The sequence below is a fragment of the Cellulomonas sp. H30R-01 genome (genome assembly GCF_010119915.1).
Taxonomy (GTDB): Bacteria; Actinomycetota; Actinomycetes; order Actinomycetales; family Cellulomonadaceae; genus Cellulomonas; species Cellulomonas algicola.
Genome location: NZ_CP048210.1, coordinates 627,040 through 650,433, shown reverse-complemented (window position 1 = coordinate 650,433; position 23,394 = coordinate 627,040). Strand labels below are relative to the sequence as shown.

Below are 23,394 nucleotides of genomic sequence, written 5' to 3'. Positions count from 1 at the left end.
GCGCGTGGATGCGCTCCCACGTACTCCGTGAGGGTTAACTTCGCGATGCGAAGGCATTGGGTGACCTGGGCGACGACCCCGGGACGTTGGTCCCGGAGGCGGTAACGGCAAGCGCTCGCCGCGACGTCCCCGGACGGAGGGGTGTCGCGACGAGCGCGTGCGGACGGGCGGGACGAGCGCCCCGCGCGGCCTCAGGACTCGGCGGGGCGTCAGGCCTCGACGGTCTGCGAACGACGCCAGCGGATGCCGGCCTCGATGAAGTCGTCGATGTCGCCGTCGAACACCGCGGCCGGGTTGCCGACCTCGTGCTCCGTCCGCAGGTCCTTGACCATCTGGTACGGCTGCAGGACGTACGAGCGCATCTGGTCGCCCCACGACGCCTTGATGTCGCCCGCGAGCTCCTTCTTCTTCGCGTCCTCCTCCGCCTTGCGGACCAGCAGCAGGCGGGACTGGAGCACGCGCAGCGCGGCCGCGCGGTTCTGGATCTGCGACTTCTCGTTCTGCATCGACACGACGATGCCCGTCGGGATGTGCGTCATGCGGACCGCGGAGTCCGTCGTGTTGACCGACTGCCCACCCGGGCCCGACGACCGGAACACGTCGACCTTGATCTCCGACTCCGGGATCTCGACCGAGTCCGTGCCCTCGATCAGCGGGATCACCTCGACCGCCGCGAACGACGTCTGCCGGCGGCCCTGGTTGTCGAACGGCGAGATGCGCACCAGCCGGTGCGTGCCCGCCTCGACCGACAGGTGCCCGAACGCGTACGGCGCCTTGACCTCGAACGTCGCCGACTTCAGGCCCGCCTCCTCGGCGTAGCTCGTGTCGAGGACCGTCGTCGGGTAGCCGTGCCGCTCCGCCCAGCGCAGGTACATCCGCAGCAGCATCTCCGCGAAGTCCGCCGCGTCGACACCGCCCGCACCCGAGCGGATCGTCACGACCGCCTCGCGCTGGTCGTACTCGCCGTTGAGCAGCGTGCGGACCTCGAGCTCGCCCAGGTCCTTGCGGATGCCCACCAGCTCGACCTCGGCCTCGGCGAGGCTGTCCTCGTCCTCCATCTCGACGCCCAGCTCGACGAGCGTCTCGAGGTCGTCGATGCGGCCCCCGAGCTTCGCCACCCGGTCCAGCTCCGCCTGCGTCGCCGACAGCGCGCTCGTGACCTTCTGCGCCGCGTCGGGGTCGTCCCACAGGTTGGGGGCGCTCGCCTGCTCCGACAGGTCCGCGATCTTCGCCTTGAGCGCGGTCGGGTCGCTCACCGCCTGGATGGACTCCAGGGTGGTGCGCAGCTCGCGGATCTCGGCGGGGAAGTCGGTGGTGGCCACGACCGTCCAGGCTACCCGCAGTCGTCCCCTAGCCTCGGACCGTGGCCATCCGGGTGAGCGCGTACGCCGTCGTCGTCGACCAGCGCGGGATGCTCCTGTCCCGTCTCGCGCCCATGGTCGGCGTCGGCCCCAAGTGGACGATGCCCGGCGGCGGGATCGACCCCTACGAGGACCCCGCCGACGCCGCCGTCCGCGAGGTGCGCGAGGAGACGGGCTACGACATCGCGCTCGACGAGCTGCTCGGGGTGTCCTCGCTCGTCGTCGACCCCGCGCTCGGCCCGACGGCCATGACCGAGAAGACCCAGCTGCTGCGCATCGTCTACCGCGCGCACGTCGTCGGCGGGGACCTGCGGCACGAGGTCGACGGGTCCACCGACCTCGCCGCGTGGCAGCCGCTCGACGCGCTCGACGACCTCTACCGCGTCGAGCTCGTCGACGAGGCGCGCCGCTGGGCGGGCCTCCTGCTCGACCCCGCCTGACCGACCCACCCCCGCGCGCGCCGGTCCCCCACCCCGCGCGCCGGTCCCCACCCCCGTCGCGCGCCGGTCCCCCGCCCTGTCGCGCGCCGGTCCCACCCTGTCGCGCGCCGGTCTCCCGCCCTGTCGCGCGCCGGTCCCACCCCGTCGCGCGCCGGTCCCCACCCCGTCGCGCGCCGGTCCCCCGCCCTGTAGCGCCGGCCGCCCGCCCGGCGCTACGACATCCGCTGTGGAAGGTGTGTCGCGCCGGGCGCGACATGGTTTCCACGCGAGCCGTGGCGGCGTGTGGGTGGTCGGTTCGAACATGTGTTCGTGAGCGAGTCCCCAGTCCGTCGCGCGGCGATCCTGCACGCCGACCTCGACGCGTTCTACGCGTCGGTCGAGCAGCGCGACGACCCCCGCCTGCGCGGGCACCCGGTCGCCGTCGGGGGCGGCGTCGTCCTCGCCTGCTCGTACGAGGCCAAGCGACGCGGCGTGAAGACCGCGATGAGCCGACGTCAGGCGCGCGCGCTGTGCCCCGACCTCGTCGAGGTGCGGCCCCGCTTCGACGCCTACGTCGAGGCCAGCCGTGCCGTGTTCGAGCTCTTCCACGCGACGACGCCGCAGGTCCAGGGCGTGTCGATCGACGAGGCGTTCCTCGACGTCGCGGGCCTGCACCGCATCGACGTGCCGCCCGTCGAGATCGCGGCGCGGCTGCGCCGCCAGGTCCGCGACGAGGTCGGCCTGCCGATCACCGTCGGCGTCGCACGCACCCCGTTCCTCGCCAAGGTCGCCTCACGCGTCGGCAAGCCCGACGGCCTCGTGCACGTCCCGCCCGACCGCGAGGACGCTTTCCTCCACCCCCTCCCCCTCGAGCTGCTGTGGGGCGTCGGCGAGGTCACCGCCGCGAAGCTGCACGGCTACGGCCTGCGGACCGCCGGGGACATCGCGATGCTCCCCGAGTCCGTGCTGGTCGGCGCCCTGGGCCCCGCCGCCGGGCGGCACCTGCACGCGGTCGTGCACGGCCGGACGCCGTCACGTGTCGAGACGGGACGACGACGCGGCTCGATCGGCGCCCAGCGCGCGCTGGGACGCGGCCCGCACGACCCCGCGTTCGTCCACGCCGCCCTGCTCGGGCTCGTCGACCGCGTCGCGCGCCGCATGCGCACCGCGCACCGCACCGCCCGGACCGTGGTGCTGCGGCTGCGCTTCGAGGACTACACCCGCGCCACCCGGTCGCGGTCGTTCCGGCACGCGACCTCGTCGGGCACCGACCTCGCGGCCGCCGCCGTCGCGCTCCTCGACTCCGTCGCCCCGCTCGTCCGCGAGCGCGGGCTCACCCTCGTCGGCGTCGCCCTGACGAACCTCGAGTCCGACGACGTCGTGCAGCCGCAGCTCGCGCTCGACGGCCCGGACCTCGGTGCGCTCGACACGACCCTCGACTCGGTCGCCGACCGGTTCGGCAAGCAGTCCGTCACCCGCGCGAGCCTGCTGCGCACGGGCGACGGCATCGCCGTGCCCCTCCTCCCCGACTAGCGCCTGCGTGCTGCGCACGCCGCGCCCGCACGGCGACCGACGACGCCGCTCGCGCCGTCCGGCACGTCGAGAAGACGCCGCCGACCACCGGGTTCTGATCGATGTCCGCGCTCGCTACGTCGTCCCACGTCGCGGAGTGCGTCAGGGCGTCCGGAGTCAGCCTGCACGCCGCACGACGGGTGTCGAGCGGGGAGTGGAGACCAGTCGTGCTGCTCGCTCACGCTGGTCGACCGAGACCCACCTCCGAGGTGGCGCGCAGCGTTGCCGGCGGCGCGTAGGGCGCGGGCCAGCTCAGGATCAGGTAGTGCTCGAGGACCTCGAGCGTCGAGCCGTCCCAGTAGGAGTCACGACCCCGTGCGTGCACGCGCAACCGGTACCAGCCGGGCCCGTGCGCATCGAGAGGGTCGAGAGGCTCTTGGCCCGGGGTGGGATCGACGCCTGCAGCCCGCATGGGAAGTTCCGTGGAGGTCTCCAGGGAGACTTCGCCCACGTCCTCCCACGTGTCGTCGACCGACTCCGGGGGCCCGTCAAGGGCCTCGGTTGTCACCCGGACGCATCCGGTGGCGATGCCGGTCACGACGGTGCAGTAGGTGCGCTTCACGCGTCCGATCACCCCGTGCTCGTCCACGGGGTCGTCCAGGTAGGGCTCTCCGATGTCGTGCCCGACGATGAACATGTGCCAGTCCACGGACGCGTCGGCGGTCTTGGGCATGTCGCCTCCCGAGTCGGATGAGGGAATGACGGACACCGGCCCGAAGGGGGGACACGGCGATCGGGCTGGCCGGCGGTAGGTCACTCGGCACGCGCCGACGACTCGGCCTCGACCGTGACGCCGTCCGACCATGCCGACAGGACGCCGCCGACCACCGGGACCCGGACGACAGCCCCCAGCCGCACGTGCGCGGACCGCCCGTCCGGGCTGGTCGCCTCCAGGACGCGCACGGTCACGAACGGCTGCGTCGCGGCCGGGTTCTCGCGCAGGTAGCGCTCGGTAGCGGTGCGGACGCTGGTGTCCGACAGGTCGATCCCACCTCGGGCCGGATCCCCCTGACCGGCGCCGGGGGCGAAGTAGCCGGGGTCGGCGAGCGCGTCCGCCGCGTCGAGCGCCACGACGTCGGCCAGGGCCACGAGGCGCTTGCGGTCCAGGTGCACGGCGGTCGCCGCGGCGACGACGAGCACGAGCAGCAGCGCCACGACGACGAACCCCAGCGTCAGCAGCAGCACCTGCCCCTCGTCGCCGCCGCCGGCCGCGGCGACCCGGCGCCGGATCACGGCGTCCACCTGGCCCGACCGTCTGTCCGACGATGCCGTCGGACGCGCCTCTTCCCCGAGAGTCGCCCGTGGGTCGCACCGACCCACCGCCACGCCGGCCCGCGGGCTCATCCGCGTGCCCGGTAGGTGTCGACCGGCGCGACCCGCTCGGCGCTCACCGGGACCTCGAGCGGGACGACGTCGCGCACCATGTCCGGGACGAACGGCAGCGGCACCACCACCTGGACGCGCGCGGTCACGCGGGAGCCCGGGGCCAGGCAGGGGGTCGACGTGCACGTCAGTCGGAGCGCGTCGGCCGGGTCGTCGTCGAATCCCTGGTCCCGCAGCGCCACCCCTGTCGCCGCCGCCGCACGTGCCGCCGCCTGCTGCGGATCCTCGGCGGCCACGGCGGTCCGCGCCGCCTCGCGTGCCGCGCCCTCGACCGCGAACGTCGCCGCCTGGAGCCGCCCGAGCACCAGCACGAGGTAGACGGTCGGCACGAGCAGCACGAGCGCGACCCCGAGGAACTCGAGCACGGCGTTCCCGTCGTCCCACCCACCGCTGCCGCGCAGCCGGGCGCCCACCCCGCAGGCGGCACGGGCCTGGCCCTGCGCACGCGGCGCTGCAAGGTCACGCGTCGGGGCGACGTCCGCACGCGCGCTGGATCGTCGGTGAGGCAGGGCCATGACCGAGCCGTCGCGGGCCGCCGCGGCGCGCGCACCAGCGACCCCAGGCCGTGCACGAGGTCGGCTCGGACGCCGGCGCCGGCCGGACGTGCGAACGCGCACCGCTGCGCGCTCGGGCCTCGCGACCGTCCGCACGCCCGTCACTGGTCCTCCGCGTACGCGTGACCGCGCACCGTCAGCGCGTCCCGCGGCCCGAGGAGCCCGACGACCGGGAGGGGTGCGGTCACGGTCACCTCGACGACGTCCACGCCGTCGAGCGTCGTGCGGGCCGCCCGGACGTCACCCGCGTAGGTCGCGGACAGCGACTGCGTGACGAGGTCGCGTGCCCGGGTGACCGCGTCGGCGGGTCCGTGGCCGTCGAGCGCGCCGTACCGCGCGCCTTCCGCGGCGCAGTCGACGAGCGTGTTCCGCACGTGCTGCACGAGCGCGAGCTGGACGACCGCGACGAACAGCACCGTGACGAGGGCTCCCACGAGCACGAAGTCGACGACCGCTGACCCTCCGTCGGCGCTGTCGAGCGGGCGCCCCAGCGGTGCGCGTCGTTCCGGCGCGGTGACGGCCGTCAGTCGCCCGTGACGCTCGTGATCGCGTCGTCGAACACCTGGCTCAGCGCGGGCTCCGCGACGAGCCACAGCGCCGTGACGAGTCCCGCGGTCATCAGCGTGACCAGCACCCAGCCGGGCACGTCCCCGCGGTCGCGCCCGCTCGCGGCGGCCGTGAGCCAGCGTCGGGTCAGGCCGGCCGCGAGGGCCGCCCCCGGGAGGCGGCGCGCCGTGCGGACGTGCCGCCGCAGCGGCCCGGTCGTCGTCGGGTCGGTGAGCATCGGATGCGTCTCCTCGGTGCTGGTCGGCGGGCGGTCGCGCGGACCACCCGTGGGAGTTGTCGGGGCGTCGTGGCGTCACAGGCCGACCCGCAGGACGAGCAGGGACGGGAACACGGCGAACGCGACGGTCACGGGCAGGATGAGGAAGACGACGGGCACCATCATCGCGACCTCCTTGCGGCCGCCCGTCTCCATGAGGTCGCGGCGGACCTCCTCGCGGACGTCCTGCGCCTGGGCACGGAGCACCTCCGCGAGCGGCGTGCCGCGCTCAACCGCGACCGCGACACCCTCGGCGAACCGCGCGAGCGCCGGCAGCCCGGTCCGGTCCGCGAGCCCGTCGAGCGCCGTGGTGAGCGGGGCGCCCGCGCGGGCGTCCGCGAGCGTGCGCTCGAGCTCGACGCTGAGCTCGCCACGGGTGCTCCGCACGACGCGCTCGAGCGCACCGGTCGCGCCCTCCCCCGCGCCGACCGCGAGCGCGAGCAGCTCCGCGATCGTCGGCATCTCCTGCAGCATGCGGCTCTCGCGCTGCGCGACCTGCCGGCTGAGCAGCCAGTCCCGGCCGAGCACCCCCGTCGCGCCGCACAGGGCCACGAGCACGACGAGGGCCACGACCGACGTACCGCGCGTCGCGGCCAGGACGAGCGCGAGACCGAGCCCGCAGGCGACGCCGAGGACGCCCCAGACGACCTGTCCGGCGCGGAACTGCTCGACGGTCTCGTCGCTGCCGGCGCGCGCGAGGCGTCGTCGCAGGTCCGCGGCGGGCGAGCCGACGCGTGCCACCACGCGGACGGCGTCCTGCATGAGCGGTGCGGCGATCCGCTCGACGGTCGCGACGGCGCCGCCGGACGCGGGTGCGCGCAGCAGCAGCGCGGAGGACGACCGCTGCGGTCGCAGGTACGGGGCGAGGCGCTGGTCGAGCCGGATCCGCCGGGCGCGCAGCCGTGCGACGACGAGCAGGACCCCGACGCTCGCGAGCAGCCCGGCGACCCCGCCGGCGGTCACCGGGTTCATCGCAGCACCCGCGGGTCGTCGGGCAGGCGCGCGATGCGCAGCATGAGCGTGTACGCGACGACGGTGCTCGCCGCACCGGCGCCCAGCACGAGCAGTCCCGCGGTCGAGTCGTAGGCCCGCGCGGCCTCGGTGCGCGTGGCGAGGAGGCCGAGCACGAGCCACGGTGCGGCCGCCGCGAGCCGGGCCGCGTTGACGGTCCAGCTCTGGCGCGCCTCGAGCTCGCCACGTGTGCGGACATCCTCCCGCAGGAACGTGGACAGGGTCCGCAGCAGCCGTCCGAGGTCGGTCCCGCCGACGTCGCGCGTCATCCGCAGCGCCTCGACGATCCGGTCCGCGACGGGGTCCGCGAGGCGCGCCTTGAGCGCGTCGAGGCTCTCGCCGAACCGTCCGGTCGCGCGGTAGTCCTCGGCGAACGCGGTGAACGGGGCGCGCAGCTCGACCGGCCCGCGCTCGCCGAGCTGTGCGACGGCCTCGGGCAGCGCGAGGCCTGCACGGATGCCCGACGCGAGGTGGTCGACGACCTCGGGCCACAGCGCCCGCAGCCGCGCACGACGACGTCGCGCCCGGCCGCGGACCACGGCCGACGGCGCGAGCGCGAGGAACACCCCGAGGCACAGTGCCATCGACGGCACGCGGGTGAGCGCGAAGCCGAGCAGGAGCCCGACGACGCCGACTCCGCCGCTCGTGAGGACGAGCCCCGTCGGGGTCACGCCCGGCATGCCCGCCTGGACCAGCGCGTCCTGCGTGCGGACGCTCCACCCGTCGAGGCGGGACGCGGCACCCGGGGTGGGCGCCCAGCACGACCACCAGATGCACGCCAGGCCCGCCCCCAGCAGGAGCCCGACCACCACACCCATCGCGCGTCACCCGACCCCGGGGTCCGACGTCCGGACCTGGGCGAGAGCCGCGGACGACGGCGTCTCACGTCCCCTCGCCACACGGCCTCCTGCCCGATTGGTCCGATTCGCGGCGAACCTAGGGCACCGTCCTCTCGCACCGCCGAGCGCGTCCACAGGGCAGACGCCTCAGCCGCGGGCGCGCAGCAGCGCGGCCAGGTCGACGCCGAGCCGCGCGAACCGCTCGGGGTGCGGAGGGAAGCCGTCGGCACGCACGAGGTGCCCACCGCGGGACGTGAAGACGTCGGCGGTCTCGACGACGCCCTGCTCGACGCGCCCCGGGACGGCGACGACCTCACGCACCCCGCGACGGCCGGCGCCGTCGAGGTCGAGGTGCACGACCAGGTCGACGGCCGACGCGACGGTCGGCACGACGAACCGGTCGGACACGTTCTCCCCCGCGAGCAGCGGCAGCGTGCACAGCTTCACGAGCGCCTCCCGCGCCGAGTTGGCGTGGATCGTGCACATCGCCGGCACGCCCGCGTTGAGCGCGATGAGCAGGTCGAGCGCCTCCGCCTCGCGCACCTCGCCCACGATCAGACGGCTCGGCCGCATGCGCAGCGCCTCCTTGACGAGGCGCCGCAGCGGGATCTCGCCGGTCCCCTCGAGGCTGGGCTGGCGGCACTGCATGGCCACCCAGTCGCGCGCGGCGAGCCGCAGCTCGAAGACCTCCTCGCACGTCACGACGCGCTCGCGCGCGGGGATGGCGCCGGCGAGGGCGTTCAGCATCGTCGTCTTGCCGGCCTGCGTCGCGCCCGACACGAGCACGTTGAGGCCCGCGCGCACCGACGCGTGCAGGAACGCGGCGGCGTGCGGCGTCAGCGACCCGAGCCCGACGAGGTCGTCGAGCGTGCCCGCCCGGACGACGTGCTTGCGGATGTTGACCGCCCAGTGCCGCCGCGTGACGTCGGGGATCACGGCGTGCAGGCGCTCCCCGCCGGGCAGCGACGCGTCGACGAACGGGCTGGACAGGTCGAGGCGACGGCCGGACACCTTGAGCATCTGCTCGACGAGGTCCCGGACCTGGCTGTCGGTGAGGATCGTCGTGGTCAGCTCGGGCTCGCCGCGCCGCGCGACGAACACCTGCGTGGGCGAGTTGACCCAGATCTCCTCGACCTCCGGGTCGTCGAGGTACTTCTGCAGGGGCCCGAGCCCGGCGACCGCGTCGACGACCGCCTTGTGCGCCGCGGCGGCGTCGGCGAGCGGCGGGACGGCCCCGCGCAGCGACCGCTCGTCGTAGTCCGCGATGGCGTCCGCGACGAGGGTCGCGACCCCGCTCGGGTCGCGCACGGGGTCGATCCCGCGTCGGCGCACGAGCTCGCGGACCTCGCGCTCGAGGATCATCACACCGTCCACGCCGCACCCCTGCCCGATTCGTCCGTTCTCGGCCGGGTCAGACGGTAGGGCACCGTGGCGCCGCCGCGGGCGCGTCGTCCACAGGTGACGACCGCGCAGGACGACGCGACAATCACGCCATGCCGGCCGCACGGACCACGTTCGACGACGACTTCGACGGCGACGCCCTCGACCGCACGGTCTGGTCGCCGTACTACCTGCCCGCGTGGAGCTCGCGCGCGCAGAGCGCCGCGACGTACGAGGTGCGCGACTCGTGCCTGCGGCTGAGCATCCCACCGGGGCAGGGTCTGTGGTGCGCGGGCGACCACGAGCCGCCGCTGCGCGTCTCCGCCGTGCAGTCCGCGAACCGCTCGGGCCCGGTCGGGAGCACCGACGGGCAGCAGCCGTACCGCGAGGGCCTCGTCGTGCGTGAGCAGCAGGACGACCTGCTCGGGTGGACGCCCGGTCCGGGGTACGTCGAGATGCGCGCGCGGGCGGTCCTGTCGCCGCGGTCGATGGTGTCGCTGTGGATGGTCGGGCTCGAGGACGTCCCGGAGCGGTGCGCCGAGATCTGCGTGATGGAGGTGTTCGGCGACGCCGTCGTCCCCGCCGAGTCCGCGGCGGTGGGCATGGGGCTGCACGCGTTCCGCGACCCCGGCGTCCGCGAGGACTTCGCCGCACCGCGGCTGGCGATCGACGTGGCGCAGCCGCACACCTACGCGGTCCGGTGGACGGACGAGCACGCGACGTTCAGCGTCGACGGCACGGTCGTGCGCCGGTGCGACGGCCCGCCGACCTACCCGCTGCAGCTCATGATCGGCGTGTTCGACTTCCCCGACCGCGCGGCGCCCGGCGACGACACCGTGCCGGAGCTGGTCGTCGACCACGTGCGCGGGTGGACCGCATGAGGCCCACCCGCGCACGGCGCCCGCTCAGGACCGGATGAACTCCAGGATGTCGGCGTTGATGACGTCGGCGTGCGTCGTCGGCATGCCGTGCGGGAAGCCCTCGTACGTCTTGAGCGTGCCGTTCTGCAGGAGCTCCGCGCTGAGCGGCCCGGAGTTCGCGTAGGGCACGATCTGGTCGTCGTCGCCGTGCTGGACCAGGACGGGCACGGTGATCGTCTTGAGGTCGTCGGTGAAGTCCGTCTGCGAGAACGCGACGATCCCGTCGTAGTGCGCCTTGGCGCTGCCCTGCATGCCCTGCCGCCACCAGTTCGCGATGACCGCCTCGGACGGCTCGGCGCCCGGCCGGTTGTACCCGTAGAACGGCCCGGTCGGCAGGGCGCGGTAGAAGTCGGAGCGGTGCGCGGCGACCTCGGCCTGGAGCCCGTCGAAGACGGCCTTCGGCAGCCCGCCGGGGTTCGTGTCGGTCTGGACCATGAGCGGCGGCACGGCCGCGATCAGCACCGCCTTGGCGACGCGGCTCTCGCCGTGCCGGCCGAGGTAGCGGACGACCTCGCCGCCACCGGTCGAGTGGCCGATGTGCACCGCGTCGTGCAGGTCGAGGTGCGCGGTGAGCGCCGCGAGGTCGTCGGCGTAGTGGTCCATGTCGTGCCCGTCGGCGACCTGCGACGAGCGGCCGTGGCCGCGGCGGTCGTGCGCGATGACGCGGTAGCCCTCGTGGAGGAAGAACAGGAGCTGCGCGTCCCAGTCGTCGGCCGACAGCGGCCAGCCGTGGCTGAACACGATCGGCTGTCCCGAACCCCAGTCCTTGTAGAAGATCTCGACGCCGTCGGTCGTGGTGATGGTGCCCATCCGTGCCTCCCCCGATTCGTCCGGAATGACCTGGCCAGCATCGCCGCAGGTGACGCCCCCGCGATAGGGGTCGGACGTGAAATCCGGTCGTCGGTCCGGCACCACCCCCTCGCCACGATCCGCTACGGTACATACCGTCCAGTCGGTTTCCCGCATCGCCGCGGCCCGGACGACGGAGGTGTGCCCGTGCAGGTCGTCGGTGCCGTCCTGGAGCGGTCGGGTGCGCCCGCGCCGTTCGCGTCGTCACGCCCCTTCAGCGTCGGGCCCGTCGACCTGGACCCGCCCGGCCCCGGCGAGGTCCTCGTCCGCATCGAGGCGGCCGGCCTGTGCCACTCCGACCTGTCCGTGGTCGACGGCAGCCGCGTGCGGCCCACCCCGATGCTCCTGGGCCACGAGGCGGCGGGCGTCGTCGAGGCCCGGGGCGACGGCGTGGACGACCTGCGGGAGGGTGATCGCGTGGTGCTCACGTTCCTCCCCCGGTGCGGCACGTGCCCCGAGTGCGCGACGGACGGCCGCCTGCCGTGCCGCGTCGGGACGGCGGCCAACGTCGCCGGCGCGCTCGTGGGCGGCGGGACCCGCCTGCACCGCGGCACGCAGGACGTGCACCACCACCTCGGCGTGTCGGCGTTCGCGACGCACGCGGTCGTGGACCGGACCTCGGTCGTCCGCGTCGACCCCGACGTGCCGCCCGACGTCGCGGCGCTGCTCGGGTGCGCGGTGCTCACCGGCGGCGGTGCGGTCGTGAACGCCGGCCGTCCAGGCCCGGGCGAGGCCGTCGCGGTCGTCGGGCTGGGCGGTGTCGGCACGGCCGCGCTGCTCGTCGCGCTCGCGCTCGGGCACGACGTCGTGGCGGTCGACACGCGCCCGGAGAAGCTCGCCACCGCACGTCGCCTCGGTGCCACGCTCGCGGTCGAGCCCGGCGAGCTGGCAGCGACGGAGGTCCGGGCGCCCGTCGTCGTGGAGGCCGCGGGCTCGGCACGCGCGTTCGAGACCGCCCTCGCCGCCACGGCCCCCGGCGGCACGACGGTCACCGTCGGGCTGCCCGCCCCGAGCGCCCGCGCGTCCGTCAGCCCGCTCACACTCACCGCCGAGGCGCGCACCGTCGTCGGCTCCTACCTCGGCTCCTCCGTGCCCGCACGCGACGTCCCGGTGTACGTCGACCTGTGGCGCGCCGGACGGCTCCCGCTCGAGGAGCTCGTGTCCTCGCGCATCGCCCTCACCGACCTCGACCTCGCGATGGACCGGCTCGCCGCCGGCAGCGAGCTCCGCCAGCTCATCACGTTCGACGAGAGGACACCCACGTGACCGACGCCAGAACCGCCCTCGTCACCGGCGCCGCCCGCGGCATCGGCGCCGCGACCGCCCGACGGCTCGCCCGCGACGGCCACCGGGTCGCCGTGCTCGACCTGCGCGAGGAGGACGCCGAGACGACGGCCGCCGCGATCCGCGCCGACGGGGGCGACGCGCTGGCCGTCGGCGCCGACGTGGGCGACGAGGACGCGGTCGCGCAGGCCGTCGCGCACGTCGCCCGGACCCTCGGTCCTCCCACGGTGCTCGTGAACAACGCGGGGATCCTGCGGGACAACCTGCTGTTCAAGATGTCGACCGCCGACTTCGACGACGTGCTGCGCGTGCACCTGCGTGGTGCGTTCCTCGTCAGCCGCGCCGTGCAGGCGCACCAGGTCCAGGCCCGGTGGGGTCGTGTCGTCAATCTGTCGAGCACGTCGGCGCTCGGCAACCGCGGACAGGCGAACTACGCGGCCGCGAAGGCCGGCATGCAGGGGTTCACCAAGACGCTCGCGATCGAGCTCGGACCGTTCGGCGTCACGGTGAACGCGGTCGCCCCGGGGTTCGTCGAGACCGAGATGACGCGGGCCGTGGCGGAGCGGGTCGGCGTCCCGTTCGAGGAGCTGCTCGCCGCGGAGGCGAAGGCCGTCCCCGTCCGACGCGTCGGGCAGCCCGACGACATCGCCGCCGCGGTGTCGTTCTTCGCGTCCGAGGAGGCCGGGTTCGTGTCCGGGCAGGTGCTCTACGTCGCCGGAGGGCCGCGCGGATGACCATCACCGTGGACTCCCCCGCCGACCTCGCGTCCGTCGTCGGCACGACCGCGACCGGCCCCTGGCGGACGGTCGACCAGCGGCGCATCGACCTGTTCGCCGACGCGACCGACGACCACCAGTGGATCCACGTGGACCCGCAGCGCGCGGCGCAGGGGCCGTTCGGGGCGACCGTCGCGCACGGCTTCCTCACGCTCGCGCTCCTCCCCGCGCTGACCGAGGGACTGCTCGACGTGGGCGGCACGTCCGCGGTCGTGAACTACGGGCTCGACCGCGTCCGCTTCCTGACGCCGGTCACCGCGGGGTCGAGCGTCCGCGCGACGACGACCATCCGGTCCGCCGAGGTCACGCCGCAGGGCGTCCGGGTGGGCAGCGAGGTCGTCGTCGAGGTCGACGGGGCCGACCGGCCCGCGCTCGTCGCGGCGACGATCGCGCTCTACGTCCCGTCCTGACGCGCCGCGCACGACGGCGGCTCGACGCCCGTCGCCGGTCCTCGCGGACCGCGCGGCGGGCGTCGTCGTCGGGCAGGGGGATCGGCCGCCGGGCGACGTGCGCCAACGTCATCCCGGAGCACGAGCGTCAGGACGTGCGCTCCACGACCATCGCCATGCCCTGGCCACCGCCGACGCACATGGTCTCCAGCCCGTAGCGACCGTCGGTCGCGGCGAGCCCGTGCAGGAGCGTCGTGGTGATCCGCGCGCCCGTCATGCCGAACGGGTGGCCGACGGCGATCGCCCCGCCGTGCACGTTGAGCCGCTCGAGGTCGACGCCGATCGCCTTCGCGGACGGAAGGACCTGCGCGGCGAACGCCTCGTTGAGCTCGACGAGGTCCATCTGGTCGATGGTGAGCCCGGCGTGGTCGAGCGCGCGCCGGCTCGCCTCGACGGGTCCGAGGCCCATGATCTCGGGCGACAGCGCGCTGACCCCGGTCGAGACGATGCGTCCGAGGGGCGTGAGGCCGAGGCGTTCCACGACCCGGTCGCTCACGACCACGAGCGCCGCGGCGCCGTCGTTGAGCGGGCAGCAGTTGCCCGCCGTGACGGTCCCGTCGGGGCGGAACACGGGCGCCAGGCCCGCGAGCGCCTCGACCGTGACGCCCGGACGCGGGCCGTCGTCGGCGGACACCACGGTCCCGTCGGGCAGCGTGACCGGTGTGATGTCGCGCGCCCAGAAGCCCGACGCGATCGCGGCCTCGGCGCGGTTCTGCGAGAGCGCGGCGTACTCGTCCTGCTCGCGGCGCCCGGTGCCGGTGAGCTGCGCGACGTTCTCGGCGGTCTGGCCCATCGCGACGTAGACGTCGGGGAGACCGCCGTCGTCGCGCGGGTCGTGCCACGTCGTGCCGCCCGCGGCGGCCCGGGCGGTGCGCGCGACCGCGTCGGCGAACCGCGGGTTGGTGACGTCCTCGCCGGGGATGTGGTCGGACGAGCCGCGCGCGGTGCGGCTGACGACCTCGACCCCGGCGGACACGAAGACGTCACCCTCGCCCGCCTTGATCGCGTGGAACGCGGCCCGGGTGGTCTGCAGGGACGAGGCGCAGTAGCGGTTGACGGTCGTGCCCGCGGTCTCGTCGAGCCCGGACAGCACGGCGACGACGCGGGCCATGTTCATCCCCTGCTCGCCGCCCGGCAGCCCGCAGCCCAGGAGGAGGTCCTCCACGAGGCCGGGGTCGAGCGTGGGCACCTGCGCGAGCGCGGCGCGGACGGCCTGAGCGGCGAGGTCGTCGGCGCGCAGCCCGGTGAGCGACCCCTTGAACGCGCGGCCGATCGGCGAGCGGGCGGCGGCGACGACGAATGCCTCGGGCACGGCGGACCTCCTGGTGCGGTGCGGATCGGGACGTCGCCCGGCGCGGACGCCGGACGGGACGCGGCGGGGGCCGCGGGCGGCTCAGACGAACGCCGAGATGCCGGTGATGGCGCGGCCGACGATGAGGTTGTTCATGTCGCGCGTGCCCTCGAACGAGTAGACGGCCTCGGCGTCGGCGAAGAACTTGGCGACGCCGTGGTCGAGCTGGATGCCGTTGCCGCCGAGCAGCTCGCGGCACCACGCGACGGTCTCGCGCATCCGGGAGGTCGCGAAGCCCTTGGCGAGCGCGGCGTGCTCGTCGCCGAGCCGGTCCGCGTCCTGCATCCGTGACGCCTGCAGGCACAGCGCGATCGACGCGGTGATGTTGCCCAGGCACTGCGCGAGCCGGTCCTGGACGAGCTGGAACGACGCGAGCGGCCGGCCGAACTGCTCGCGCTGACCGACGTAGGCGACCGTGGCCTCGAACGCGCCGACGGCGACGCCGACCGCCTGCCAGGCGACCTCGGCGCGGGTGAGCCGCAGCACGACGGCGACGTCGCGGAACGAGTGGATGTTCGGCAGCCGGTCCGCCTCGTCGACGACCACGCCGTCGAGCGTGATGTCCGCGTTCTGCACGATGCGCAGCGCCTGCTTGCGCTCGATCTTGCTCGTCGTGAAGCCGGGCGTGCCGCGGCGGACGAGGAAGCCCTTGACCTGGCCGTCGGCGGTGTCGCGGGCCCAGATCACGACGACGTCGGCGAACGTGGCGTTGCCGATCCACCGCTTGGCGCCGTTGAGCACCCAGGTGTCGCCGCGGCGCTCGGCGGTCGTGCGCAGGCCCTTGGACGCGTCGGACCCGGACAGCGGCTCGGTCAGGCCGAACGCGCCCAGGAGCTCGCCGCGGCCCATCGGCGGGAGCCACTGCGCGCGCTGCTCGGGCGACCCGCCGAGCGCGATCGAGCTCATCGTCAGGCCGCTCTGCACGCCGACGAAGGTCGCGGTCGACGGGTCGACGCGGGCGAGCTCGAGCGCGGCCCAGCCACGCCACACGGCGGAGTTCTCGAACCGCGAGGTCTCGGGCCACATCGCGCCGAACATCCCGCACTCGGCGAGGCCGGGGACGATCTGGTGCGGGAACTCGGCGCGGTCCCAGTAGTCGAGGGCGATGGGCCGGACCTCGCGCTCCATGAAGTCGCGCAGGCGCGCGGACGCGTCGTGCTCGGCGGGGGTGAGCGCCTCCTGGAAGCCGTAGAAGTCGGCGGCGAGCGGGGCGTGGACGGGGGTGTCGGTGGTCGTCATGGTGCGTCTCCCTGATCGTCGTCGACCGGCGCGTGCAACATCTTCGAGAATGTTGCACCACGAGGAGCACCCGGGTCTAGAGTCGGCGCATGCCGGATCCGACCGACCCGCCCTCCGCCCCCGGTGCGGGCGCCGCCGCGGCGGCGCACCGCGCGCCGCGACCCGGATCGCTCGCCGCGGTCGGCACCACCGCCGCGCCGTCGTGGCTCTCGGAGCGCCTCGAGTCGGGCGAGCACCCCGACGCCGTGCGTGCGTTCCGGATGGCCCGCGAGCAGTTCATCGACGGCGAGCGCATCGACATGGGCCGCCTCGCCGGCCGCCTCGGCATCGACCGGACCTCGCTGTTCCGCTGGGTCGGCAACCGCGACGCGCTCCTGTCGGAGGTGCTGTGGTCGCTCGCCGTCCCGACGCTCCAGCAGGCCGAGGACGCCGCCGCGGGTCGCACCGGCCCCGACCGCGTCGCCGCGGTGCTCACCAGCTTCGCGTCCGACCTCATCCGCGCGCCCTACTTCCGGGCGTTCCTGCGCCGCGAGCCCGCCCGCGCCCTGCGGCTGCTCACGACCAACGAGAGCGAGATCCACCGGCGCTACGTCGCCACGGTGCGCGTGCTCGTGCTCGCCGAGCTCGGCGAGCACCCGTTCGACCGGGCCATCGACGCGAACGACCTCGCGTTCGTGCTCGTGCGCGTGAGCGAGTCGTTCACCTACGCCGACCTCATCTCGGGCGACACCCCGAGCGCCGCGCGCGCCCGCGCCGCGTTCGACGTCGTGCTGCGACCCGGGGCGTCGTCATGACGTACCCGCACCGCGCGCCGTTCGCGACCCGCTGGAACGACAACGACCAGTACGGGCACGTCAACAACGCCGTCTACTACGAGGCGATGGACACGACGATCAACGTCTGGCTGCTCGGCGCCGGGCTCGACCCGCTCGCGGGCGAGCGCATCGCCGTGTGCGTGTCGTCGTCGTGCGAGTTCCGGGCGTCGTCGTCGTTCCCCGAGCCGTGGGAGGTCGGCCTGCGGGCGGGACGGCTCGGCACGACGAGCGTGACGTGGGAGCTCGGCATCCTGCGCCCCGGGACCGACGAGCCGCTCGCGACCGGGCGGTTCGTGCACGTGTGGGTCGACCGCGTGACGCGTCGACCGGCGCCCGTGCCGGACGACCTCCGCGCGGCGATCGAGCGCGACCTCGTCGCCGCCGCCGGGGACGCGGCCGACTAGGTGCGCGGCGTCGTCGTCGAGGCCGGGTAGGGCGTCCTGCCCTGGGCGAGGTCGTCGGTGAGCCGCTCGATCCGCCGGGCGCGGGTCTCGGGTCGCACCGCGGTCTGCACGCGGTTGAGGAAGGCGAACCGGTTGCGGCCGTCCAGGGCGGCGAACACGTCGGTCAGCCCGCGCGCGGCCAGGGCGGCGGCCAGGTCGTCGGGGACGACGGCGGTGGCCGGCCCGTCGTACGCGGCGTCCCAGCGGCCGTCCGCCTTGGCCCGGTCGACCTCCGCCACGCCGGCGGGGCGCATGCGGCCCTCGGCGGTGAGCCGCTCGACGCGGTCGCGGTTGATCTTCGACCAGACGCTCCTCGCACGGCGCGGGGTGAACCGCTGCACGTACCAGTCGTCGTCGAGCCGCCGCGCGATGCCGTCGATCCAGCCGAAGCAGAGCGCGACGTCGACGGCCGCGTTCCAGTCGACCGACGCGACGCCGCTGCCCTTCTTGGCCATCCGCACCCAGACGTGGGTCGCGGTCGAGGCGTTCTCGACGAGCCAGGCCTCGAAGGCTGCGCCGCTCTCGAAGTGCACCGCGTCGGTGTGGTCCATCGACATGACGGCAGCGTAGAGCCGCCCACCGACGACGGGTTCGGCGCGACATACCGACCGCGCGGTATGCTGTCGGCGAAGCCGGGCACCGACGCCCGGCCCGACGCGCGGAGGCCGCCCGTGCACGACCGCACACTGCCCGGGCTGGACGTCGCCCGCCTCGACGCGTGGCTGCACACGCACCGCCCCGACCTCGTCGACGACACCCCGCTGCAGGCCGAGCTGCTCGCGGGCGGCCGCAGCAACCTCACCTACCGGCTCGACGGCGCGCGCGTGCCGCTCGTGCTGCGCCGACCGCCCCTGCGCCACGTGCAGGCCACCGCGCACGACATGGCGCGCGAGCACCGCGTCCTGTCCGCGCTCGGGCCCACACCCGTCCCCGTCCCGACGACGTACGCGCTCGTCGACGACACCGACGGCACCGCGGGGACCGGGACCCCGTTCTTCCTCATGGCCCGCGTCGACGGCGAGGCGCTCGCGACGCCCGAGCAGAACGCCCGCTGGTCCGCCGACGACCTGCGCACCCTGAGCCTGGAGCTCGCCGCGCTGCTCGCGGAGCTGCACGCCGTCGACCCGCACGACGTGGGCCTCGCCGACCTCGGGCGGCCCGACGGGTTCCTCGACCGGCAGGTGCGCCGGTGGGGCGTGCAGCTCGACGGCTCACGCTCGCGCGACGTCCCCGCGCTCGACGAGCTGCAGGAGCGGCTGCGCGCCGACGTGCCGGCGACGTGGCGGCCCGCGCTCGTGCACGGCGACTACCGGCTCGACAACGCGCTCGTCGCCCGGTCGCCGGCCGAGGCGAGCGCGGGCGCGGACGGGATGTCCGGGCCGCCGCACGTCGCCGCCATCCTCGACTGGGAGATGGCCACCCTCGGCGACGCGGCCGTCGACCTCGGCATGCTCGGTCTCTACTGGGAGCTGGCGCGCGTCGCGGACGACGACCACACCGTCACCGCGGTCGACCCGGCCGCCGGGTACCCGGACTTCGCCGAGCTCGTCGACGCCTACGCGGACCGGCTCGGCGCGCCGCCTCCCGACCTCGCCTGGTACCGCGCGTTCGCGGCCTACAAGCTCGCCGTGATCCTCGAGGGGGTGCACCTGCGGTTCCGCGCCGGCGGGACGGTCGGTGCGGGGTTCGAGCGCGTCGGCGACCTCGTGGCGCCGCTCGCCCGCGAGGGCCTCGCCCGGCTCACCGACCGCACGGGCACGGCACGCAGCTCCACGGTCCGCACCCGAGCCGGGGAGGCCTGATGGACTTCGCCCTCGACGCCCGCACGCGGGACGTGACGGCCCGTGCGCAGGTGTTCCTCGACGACCACGTGCTGCCCGCGGAGCCGGTGCTCGACGCGCAGGTCGCCGCGACGCCCGACGACTGGGGCACGCGCCCGGTCGTGCGCGACCTCCAGGCCGAGGCCCGCGCGCAGGGCCTGTGGAACCTCTTCCTGCCCGGCCCGCACGGCGGCGGCCTCACGACGCTCCAGTACGCGCCCATCGCCGAGCTCACCGGCCGCAGCCCGCGGCTCGCCCCCGTCTCGATGAACTGCGCCGCGCCCGACACGGGCAACATGGAGCTGCTCGCCGCGTTCGGCACGGACGCGCAGCGCGACCGCTGGCTGCGGCCGCTGCTCGATGCCCGGATCCGGTCGGCGTTCTGCATGACCGAGCCCGACGTCGCGTCGTCGGACGCGACGACGATCCGCACGAGCATCCGGCGCGACGGCCCCGACTGGGTCGTGAGCGGCCGCAAGTGGTGGTCGACGGGCGCGATGAACCCCGAGGCCGCGCTGCTCGTCGTCATGGGTCGCACGGACCCCGACGGTCCGCGGCACCGGCAGCAGAGCATGGTCCTGGTCCCCCGGGACGCCCCGGGCGTGCGCGTCGTGCGGCCGCTGACCGTGCTCGGCTACGACGACCGCGACCACGGCGGGCACGCCGAGGTCGAGCTGGACGACGTGCGCGTCCCCGCCGACGCCCTGCTGGGCGGACCCGGCGACGGGTTCGCGATCGCCCAGGCCCGGCTCGGCCCGGGCCGCGTGCACCACTGCATGCGCGCCCTCGGCATGGCGGAGCGTGCGCTCGACCTCGTGCGCGACCGGGCCACGACGCGCCGCACGTCGGCCGGTCCGCTGGCCGAGCGCGGCGTCGTGCGCGAGTGGGTCGCGCGCTCCCGGGTCGAGGTCGAGGCGCTGCGGCTGCTCGTGCTCAAGACGGCCTGGCTCATGGACACGGTGGGCAACCGCGCGGCGATGCGGGAGATCCAGGCGATCAAGATCGCCGTGCCGTCGACCGTCGAGCGGATCCTCGACCGCGCGATCCAGCTGTTCGGCGCCGCGGGGCTGTCGGCCGACACCCCGCTCGCCGGGATGTTCGCCGCCGCGCGCGCCCTGCGCCTGGCCGACGGCCCCGACGAGGTGCACCTCGCGGCGCTCGGCCGTGCCGAGCTCCGACCCCGCACCGCCCCGGAACCCGCCACCGACCCCAGCATCCGCGCACCGCACGAAGGGAGCCACCGATGACGACCGACCCCGCCCTCGACGGAGAGGGCTACGGGACCATGTCCGTCGCGGCGATCCTCGCCGAGACCGCCCGCCGCCACCCCGACCGCACCGCGTTCCACGTCGGCGACCGCACCGTCGCCTACGGGCCGCTCTGGCAGCAGACGCTCGCGTACGCGGGCGCGCTGCGGGACCGGGGCGTCGGACCGGGCGACCGGGTCGCGGTGCACGTGCCGAACGTCCCCGACTTCGCGCGCGTCTACTACGCGGTGCTGTCGCTCGGGGCGGTGGTCGTGCCGGTCCACCTGCTGTTCAAGGCGGGCGAGATCGAGTTCGTGCTGCGCGACAGCGGCGCGCGCCTGCTGGTCGCCGCGGCGCCGCTGCTGGGCGAGTCGCTGCCCGCGGCCGCCGCGGCGCGGGTGCCGACGGTCACCGTGCTCGTGCCCGACGGTGCCGACGTCCCCGCACCGCGTCTCGAGGACGAGGCCGCCGCCGCGACGCCCCTGCGCACGTACGCGTCGGTCAACCCGCTGCACCCGGCGACGATCCTCTACACGAGCGGGACGACGGGGCGGCCGAAGGGCGCGGTGTCGAGCCACCTCGCGCTGATCGAGCAGGTGCACGTCACGCTCCTCGACACGTGCGACATCCGCGCCGACGACGTGATCTTCGGCGGCCTGCCCTTCTTCCACACGTTCGGCCAGTCGTCGGTGCTCAACACCGCGTTCCGTCGCGGTGCGGCCGTCGTGCTGCTCCCCCGGTTCGATCCCGACGAGGCACTCGCCGCGATGACGCGGCACGGCGCGACGGTCTTCACGGCCGTCCCGACGATGTACGTCGGGCTCATCCAGGCGGCGGCGCGCACGACCGACCGGCCGCCCCTGCGGTTCGCCGTCTCGGGCGGCGCCGCGCTGCCGGTCGCGCTGCTGGAAGCGTTCGAGGCGACGTTCGGCGCGCCGGTGCACGAGGGCTACGGCCTGACGGAGACCGCGCCCACCGTGTCGTTCAACGAGGTCGGCGAGCGGCCGCGACCCGGCACGGTCGGCCGTCCGCTGTGGGGCGTCGACGTGGAGATCGCGGACCCGTGGGTGGCCGACCGGATCGAGCTGCTCGGCACCGGTCAGCTCGGCGAGGTCGTCGTGCGCGGCCACAACCTGTTCAAGGGCTACCTCGGCAACCCGGAGGCCTCGGCCGAGGCCGTGGTCGACGGGTGGTTCCGCACGGGCGACCTCGGCACGCTCGACGAGGACGGCGTCCTCACGATCGTCGACCGGACGAAGGACATGATCGTGCGGTCGGGCTACAACGTGTACCCCAGCGAGGTCGAGGCGACCCTCGTGCGGCACCCCGCGGTCGCCCTCGCCGCGGTGTTCGGCGTGCCCGACGAGGTGCGCGGGCAGGAGGTGCACGCCGCCGTCGTCCTGGAGCCGGGCGCGACCGCGACGTCCGACGAGCTCGTCGCGTACGTGCGGGACCGCATCGCGGCGTACAAGTACCCGCGCGTCGTGCACGTGCGCGAGGCGCTCCCCATGGGCGGCAGCGGCAAGATCCTCAAGCGCGAGCTCGTGGCCGAGTACGCGCCGGCGCCGGCCGACCTGTCCTGACGGCGCGTCAGGTGGTCGGCACGCCCTGGTTCTCCGGCGCGGGGGCGTCGCCGTCGTACGGCTCGACGGGCCCGTCGCCGGCGTCGGTCGTGAAGGCGGTCCCGACGTAGTCCTGCACCCCGCCGGTCACGACGGTGATGCCGACGCCGCCGAACGACCGGTGGCTGTCCGCGGAGTACGCGAGCGGCATGATCCCGTTCCCGGTGACGTCACCGCTCTCGAGCGCCTCGACGAGGCTCTCGCGGGTGGGGTCCTCCCCCGCCGCGGCGAGGGCCTGCGCGAACGTGTAGGCGACGGACATGCCGTAGACGGTGTTGCCGGTGAACGGCTCGCCCGCGTTGTACGTCTCGTTGATCTCCCGGAACAGCGCGACCCACTCGCTGTCGGGGCTGAACGGCAGGTAGTTGGCGCTGACGAACCCCTCGAGCACCGCGGGGGCGACGTCCTCGCCGAGGTAGCCGGCGAGCGTCGGGTAGTCGCCGCCCGACGACGACGCGAGCCACTGCGCCGGGTAGCGCATCTTGGCGGCGGTCCCGACGGTCCGGGCGGTGAAGCCGTTCACGGTCGCGAGGAAGTTGTGCGTGCAGCCCGCCGCCTGCATGGCGCCGACCTGCGCGGTGACGTCCTGGTCGGACACCGCGTAGGTCTCGCTCACGGCGAGCGCGTCCGCGCCGAGCACCGCCTCCAGCCCGGCGACGAAGTCCTCGCCGTAGTCGTCGTCCTGCCCGAGCACGCAGAACACGGCGTCCTCGCCGCCCTCGTCGAGCGCGTACTGCGCGAGCGCCTTGGCCTCGGTCGTGTAGTCGACGTTGAACGCGAACGTCCACGGGTGCTGCTCGGGGTCGTCCCACAGCAGCGCGCCCGACGCGACGAACAGGTCGGGCACCTCGTTCTCGTTGAGGTAGTCGAGCACGGACGCGTGCGTCGGGGTGCCGAGGCCGTTGAGGATCGCGAGCACCCCGTCCTCCTGGACGAGCTCGCGCACGACGGTCTGGGTGGTCGCGGGGTTGTAGCCGTCGTCCTTGACGACGTACTCGATCGTCCGCCCGTGGATGCCGCCCTGGGCGTTGACGTGGTCGAAGTACGCCGAGACGGCCTTCGAGATGGAGGAGTACCCGGCGGCGGCCGGGCCGGTCAGCGGCGTGTGGGTGCCGACGGTCACGGTGTCGTCGGTGACGCCGGGGCTGGGCTCGGGGGTGCTGCACCCCGCGAGCGTCGCCGCGAGCGCACCGGCGCTCAGGACGGCGAGGGGGCGCGGGCGCGTGCGGAGCGGCAT

General features: G+C 74.7%; 25 protein-coding genes. 11 read left to right on the top strand and 14 right to left on the bottom strand.

What is annotated here, in order from left to right; translation table 11 throughout:
- Window positions 1-209: 209 nt before the first annotated feature.
- Window positions 210-1,322: a peptide chain release factor 2 gene (gene prfB / locus GXP71_RS02895; protein WP_162351428.1), complete on the bottom strand. Its 1,113-nt coding sequence runs from the start codon at window positions 1,320-1,322 to the stop codon at window positions 210-212.
- A gap of 41 nt (window positions 1,323-1,363) precedes the next feature.
- On the opposite strand from prfB, the gene GXP71_RS02890 reads away from it, so the two are divergent.
- Entirely contained in the window at window positions 1,364-1,801 is a 438-nt protein-coding gene (locus tag GXP71_RS02890; protein WP_162351427.1) for an NUDIX hydrolase, read from the top strand.
- Between the two features lie 309 nt (window positions 1,802-2,110).
- Complete coding sequence (gene dinB, locus GXP71_RS02885) at window positions 2,111-3,313, top strand: DNA polymerase IV (RefSeq protein ID WP_238402579.1); 1,203 nt, start codon at window positions 2,111-2,113, stop codon at window positions 3,311-3,313.
- A gap of 217 nt (window positions 3,314-3,530) precedes the next feature.
- On the opposite strand, the gene GXP71_RS02880 is transcribed toward dinB, so the two are convergent.
- From GXP71_RS02880 to GXP71_RS02845, 8 genes are all read right to left on the bottom strand, one after another.
- A complete protein-coding gene (locus GXP71_RS02880; protein WP_162351425.1) occupies window positions 3,531-4,025 on the bottom strand; it encodes a hypothetical protein in 495 nt (164 codons plus the stop codon).
- 80 nt (window positions 4,026-4,105) lie between these two features.
- Window positions 4,106-4,585 carry a hypothetical protein gene (locus GXP71_RS02875; RefSeq protein ID WP_238402578.1) on the bottom strand — a complete coding sequence of 160 codons (480 nt, stop codon included), beginning with the start codon at window positions 4,583-4,585 and terminating at the stop codon, window positions 4,106-4,108.
- A 107-nt stretch (window positions 4,586-4,692) separates the two neighbouring features.
- Window positions 4,693-5,100: a pilus assembly protein gene (locus GXP71_RS02870; protein ID WP_370520972.1), complete on the bottom strand. Its 408-nt coding sequence runs from the start codon at window positions 5,098-5,100 to the stop codon at window positions 4,693-4,695.
- Window positions 5,101-5,390: 290 nt separating this feature from the next.
- Window positions 5,391-5,729 (bottom strand): TadE/TadG family type IV pilus assembly protein, encoded by a 339-nt coding sequence (locus GXP71_RS02865; protein ID WP_238402577.1) that lies wholly within the window; start codon window positions 5,727-5,729, stop codon window positions 5,391-5,393.
- 83 nt (window positions 5,730-5,812) lie between these two features.
- The gene (locus tag GXP71_RS02860; protein ID WP_202924425.1) at window positions 5,813-6,073 is read right to left on the bottom strand and encodes a hypothetical protein; all 261 of its coding nucleotides are present in this window, start codon (window positions 6,071-6,073) and stop codon (window positions 5,813-5,815) included.
- A gap of 75 nt (window positions 6,074-6,148) precedes the next feature.
- Complete coding sequence (locus tag GXP71_RS02855) at window positions 6,149-7,084, bottom strand: type II secretion system F family protein (protein ID WP_162351423.1); 936 nt, start codon at window positions 7,082-7,084, stop codon at window positions 6,149-6,151.
- Window positions 7,081-7,941 carry a type II secretion system F family protein gene (locus tag GXP71_RS02850; RefSeq protein ID WP_162351422.1) on the bottom strand — a complete coding sequence of 287 codons (861 nt, stop codon included), beginning with the start codon at window positions 7,939-7,941 and terminating at the stop codon, window positions 7,081-7,083. Before GXP71_RS02850 ends, GXP71_RS02855 begins: the two co-directional genes overlap by 4 nt.
- A 168-nt stretch (window positions 7,942-8,109) precedes the next feature.
- Window positions 8,110-9,336, bottom strand: a complete 1,227-nt coding sequence (locus GXP71_RS02845; RefSeq protein ID WP_162351421.1) for a CpaF family protein — start codon at window positions 9,334-9,336, stop codon at window positions 8,110-8,112.
- Between the two features lie 119 nt (window positions 9,337-9,455).
- Here GXP71_RS02845 and GXP71_RS02840 point away from each other — a divergent pair, with 119 nt between their 5' ends.
- Window positions 9,456-10,223 (top strand): glycoside hydrolase family 16 protein, encoded by a 768-nt coding sequence (locus tag GXP71_RS02840; RefSeq protein WP_162351420.1) that lies wholly within the window; start codon window positions 9,456-9,458, stop codon window positions 10,221-10,223.
- Between the two features lie 24 nt (window positions 10,224-10,247).
- Here GXP71_RS02840 and GXP71_RS02835 read toward each other — a convergent pair whose 3' ends face one another.
- Window positions 10,248-11,072 carry an alpha/beta fold hydrolase gene (locus tag GXP71_RS02835; RefSeq protein ID WP_162351419.1) on the bottom strand — a complete coding sequence of 275 codons (825 nt, stop codon included), beginning with the start codon at window positions 11,070-11,072 and terminating at the stop codon, window positions 10,248-10,250.
- 186 nt (window positions 11,073-11,258) lie between these two features.
- Here GXP71_RS02835 and GXP71_RS02830 point away from each other — a divergent pair, with 186 nt between their 5' ends.
- Genes GXP71_RS02830 through GXP71_RS02820 form a run of 3 tightly spaced genes read left to right on the top strand, consistent with a single transcriptional unit; the run spans window position 11,259 to window position 13,581 of the window.
- Window positions 11,259-12,377 (top strand): alcohol dehydrogenase catalytic domain-containing protein, encoded by a 1,119-nt coding sequence (locus GXP71_RS02830; RefSeq protein ID WP_162351418.1) that lies wholly within the window; start codon window positions 11,259-11,261, stop codon window positions 12,375-12,377.
- The gene (gene fabG, locus GXP71_RS02825; protein ID WP_162351417.1) at window positions 12,374-13,129 is read left to right on the top strand and encodes a 3-oxoacyl-ACP reductase FabG; all 756 of its coding nucleotides are present in this window, start codon (window positions 12,374-12,376) and stop codon (window positions 13,127-13,129) included. The genes GXP71_RS02830 and fabG overlap by 4 nt, the downstream gene beginning before the upstream one ends.
- Window positions 13,126-13,581 carry a MaoC family dehydratase gene (locus GXP71_RS02820; protein ID WP_162351416.1) on the top strand — a complete coding sequence of 152 codons (456 nt, stop codon included), beginning with the start codon at window positions 13,126-13,128 and terminating at the stop codon, window positions 13,579-13,581. Before fabG ends, GXP71_RS02820 begins: the two co-directional genes overlap by 4 nt.
- A gap of 127 nt (window positions 13,582-13,708) precedes the next feature.
- Here GXP71_RS02820 and GXP71_RS02815 read toward each other — a convergent pair whose 3' ends face one another.
- Together GXP71_RS02815 and GXP71_RS02810 are read right to left on the bottom strand one after the other, a co-directional pair.
- Window positions 13,709-14,932: an acetyl-CoA C-acetyltransferase gene (locus GXP71_RS02815; RefSeq protein ID WP_162351415.1), complete on the bottom strand. Its 1,224-nt coding sequence runs from the start codon at window positions 14,930-14,932 to the stop codon at window positions 13,709-13,711.
- Window positions 14,933-15,013: 81 nt separating this feature from the next.
- A complete protein-coding gene (locus tag GXP71_RS02810) occupies window positions 15,014-16,210 on the bottom strand; it encodes an acyl-CoA dehydrogenase family protein (protein WP_162351414.1) in 1,197 nt (398 codons plus the stop codon).
- 89 nt (window positions 16,211-16,299) lie between these two features.
- Between GXP71_RS02810 and GXP71_RS02805 the strand changes: the two genes are divergently transcribed.
- Window positions 16,300-17,004 (top strand): QsdR family transcriptional regulator, encoded by a 705-nt coding sequence (locus GXP71_RS02805; RefSeq protein WP_124343387.1) that lies wholly within the window; start codon window positions 16,300-16,302, stop codon window positions 17,002-17,004.
- The gene (locus tag GXP71_RS02800; protein ID WP_162351413.1) at window positions 17,001-17,429 is read left to right on the top strand and encodes a thioesterase family protein; all 429 of its coding nucleotides are present in this window, start codon (window positions 17,001-17,003) and stop codon (window positions 17,427-17,429) included. Before GXP71_RS02805 ends, GXP71_RS02800 begins: the two co-directional genes overlap by 4 nt.
- Here the strand turns inward: GXP71_RS02800 and GXP71_RS02795 are convergent.
- Window positions 17,426-18,025: a YdeI family protein gene (locus GXP71_RS02795; RefSeq protein ID WP_162351412.1), complete on the bottom strand. Its 600-nt coding sequence runs from the start codon at window positions 18,023-18,025 to the stop codon at window positions 17,426-17,428. The genes GXP71_RS02800 and GXP71_RS02795 overlap by 4 nt on opposite strands.
- Window positions 18,026-18,139: 114 nt before the next feature.
- Here GXP71_RS02795 and GXP71_RS02790 point away from each other — a divergent pair, with 114 nt between their 5' ends.
- The 3 genes from GXP71_RS02790 to GXP71_RS02780 are packed head-to-tail and all read left to right on the top strand — an operon-like array spanning window position 18,140 to window position 22,118.
- Window positions 18,140-19,270 (top strand): phosphotransferase family protein, encoded by a 1,131-nt coding sequence (locus tag GXP71_RS02790; protein WP_238402575.1) that lies wholly within the window; start codon window positions 18,140-18,142, stop codon window positions 19,268-19,270.
- Window positions 19,270-20,535 carry an acyl-CoA dehydrogenase family protein gene (locus GXP71_RS02785; protein ID WP_162351410.1) on the top strand — a complete coding sequence of 422 codons (1,266 nt, stop codon included), beginning with the start codon at window positions 19,270-19,272 and terminating at the stop codon, window positions 20,533-20,535. The genes GXP71_RS02790 and GXP71_RS02785 overlap by 1 nt, the downstream gene beginning before the upstream one ends.
- Window positions 20,532-22,118: a long-chain fatty acid--CoA ligase gene (locus GXP71_RS02780; RefSeq protein WP_162351409.1), complete on the top strand. Its 1,587-nt coding sequence runs from the start codon at window positions 20,532-20,534 to the stop codon at window positions 22,116-22,118. Before GXP71_RS02785 ends, GXP71_RS02780 begins: the two co-directional genes overlap by 4 nt.
- A 7-nt stretch (window positions 22,119-22,125) precedes the next feature.
- Here the strand turns inward: GXP71_RS02780 and GXP71_RS02775 are convergent, their stop codons facing one another.
- Window positions 22,126-23,394 (bottom strand): ABC transporter substrate-binding protein, encoded by a 1,269-nt coding sequence (locus GXP71_RS02775; protein WP_162351408.1) that lies wholly within the window; start codon window positions 23,392-23,394, stop codon window positions 22,126-22,128.

Coding starts and splice junctions, on each gene's coding strand:
- GXP71_RS02880 (WP_162351425.1), bottom strand. CDS start 4,025: ATGCCCAAGACCGCCGACGCGTCCGTGGACTGGCACATGTTCATCGTC.
- GXP71_RS02860 (WP_202924425.1), bottom strand. CDS start 6,073: ATGCTCACCGACCCGACGACGACCGGGCCGCTGCGGCGGCACGTCCGC.
- GXP71_RS02855 (WP_162351423.1), bottom strand. CDS start 7,084: ATGAACCCGGTGACCGCCGGCGGGGTCGCCGGGCTGCTCGCGAGCGTC.
- GXP71_RS02850 (WP_162351422.1), bottom strand. CDS start 7,941: ATGGGTGTGGTGGTCGGGCTCCTGCTGGGGGCGGGCCTGGCGTGCATC.
- GXP71_RS02840 (WP_162351420.1), top strand. CDS start 9,456: ATGCCGGCCGCACGGACCACGTTCGACGACGACTTCGACGGCGACGCC.
- GXP71_RS02835 (WP_162351419.1), bottom strand. CDS start 11,072: ATGGGCACCATCACCACGACCGACGGCGTCGAGATCTTCTACAAGGAC.
- GXP71_RS02820 (WP_162351416.1), top strand. CDS start 13,126: ATGACCATCACCGTGGACTCCCCCGCCGACCTCGCGTCCGTCGTCGGC.
- GXP71_RS02810 (WP_162351414.1), bottom strand. CDS start 16,210: ATGACGACCACCGACACCCCCGTCCACGCCCCGCTCGCCGCCGACTTC.
- GXP71_RS02805 (WP_124343387.1), top strand. CDS start 16,300: ATGCCGGATCCGACCGACCCGCCCTCCGCCCCCGGTGCGGGCGCCGCC.
- GXP71_RS02800 (WP_162351413.1), top strand. CDS start 17,001: ATGACGTACCCGCACCGCGCGCCGTTCGCGACCCGCTGGAACGACAAC.
- GXP71_RS02795 (WP_162351412.1), bottom strand. CDS start 18,025: ATGTCGATGGACCACACCGACGCGGTGCACTTCGAGAGCGGCGCAGCC.
- GXP71_RS02785 (WP_162351410.1), top strand. CDS start 19,270: ATGGACTTCGCCCTCGACGCCCGCACGCGGGACGTGACGGCCCGTGCG.
- GXP71_RS02780 (WP_162351409.1), top strand. CDS start 20,532: ATGACGACCGACCCCGCCCTCGACGGAGAGGGCTACGGGACCATGTCC.
- GXP71_RS02775 (WP_162351408.1), bottom strand. CDS start 23,394: ATGCCGCTCCGCACGCGCCCGCGCCCCCTCGCCGTCCTGAGCGCCGGT.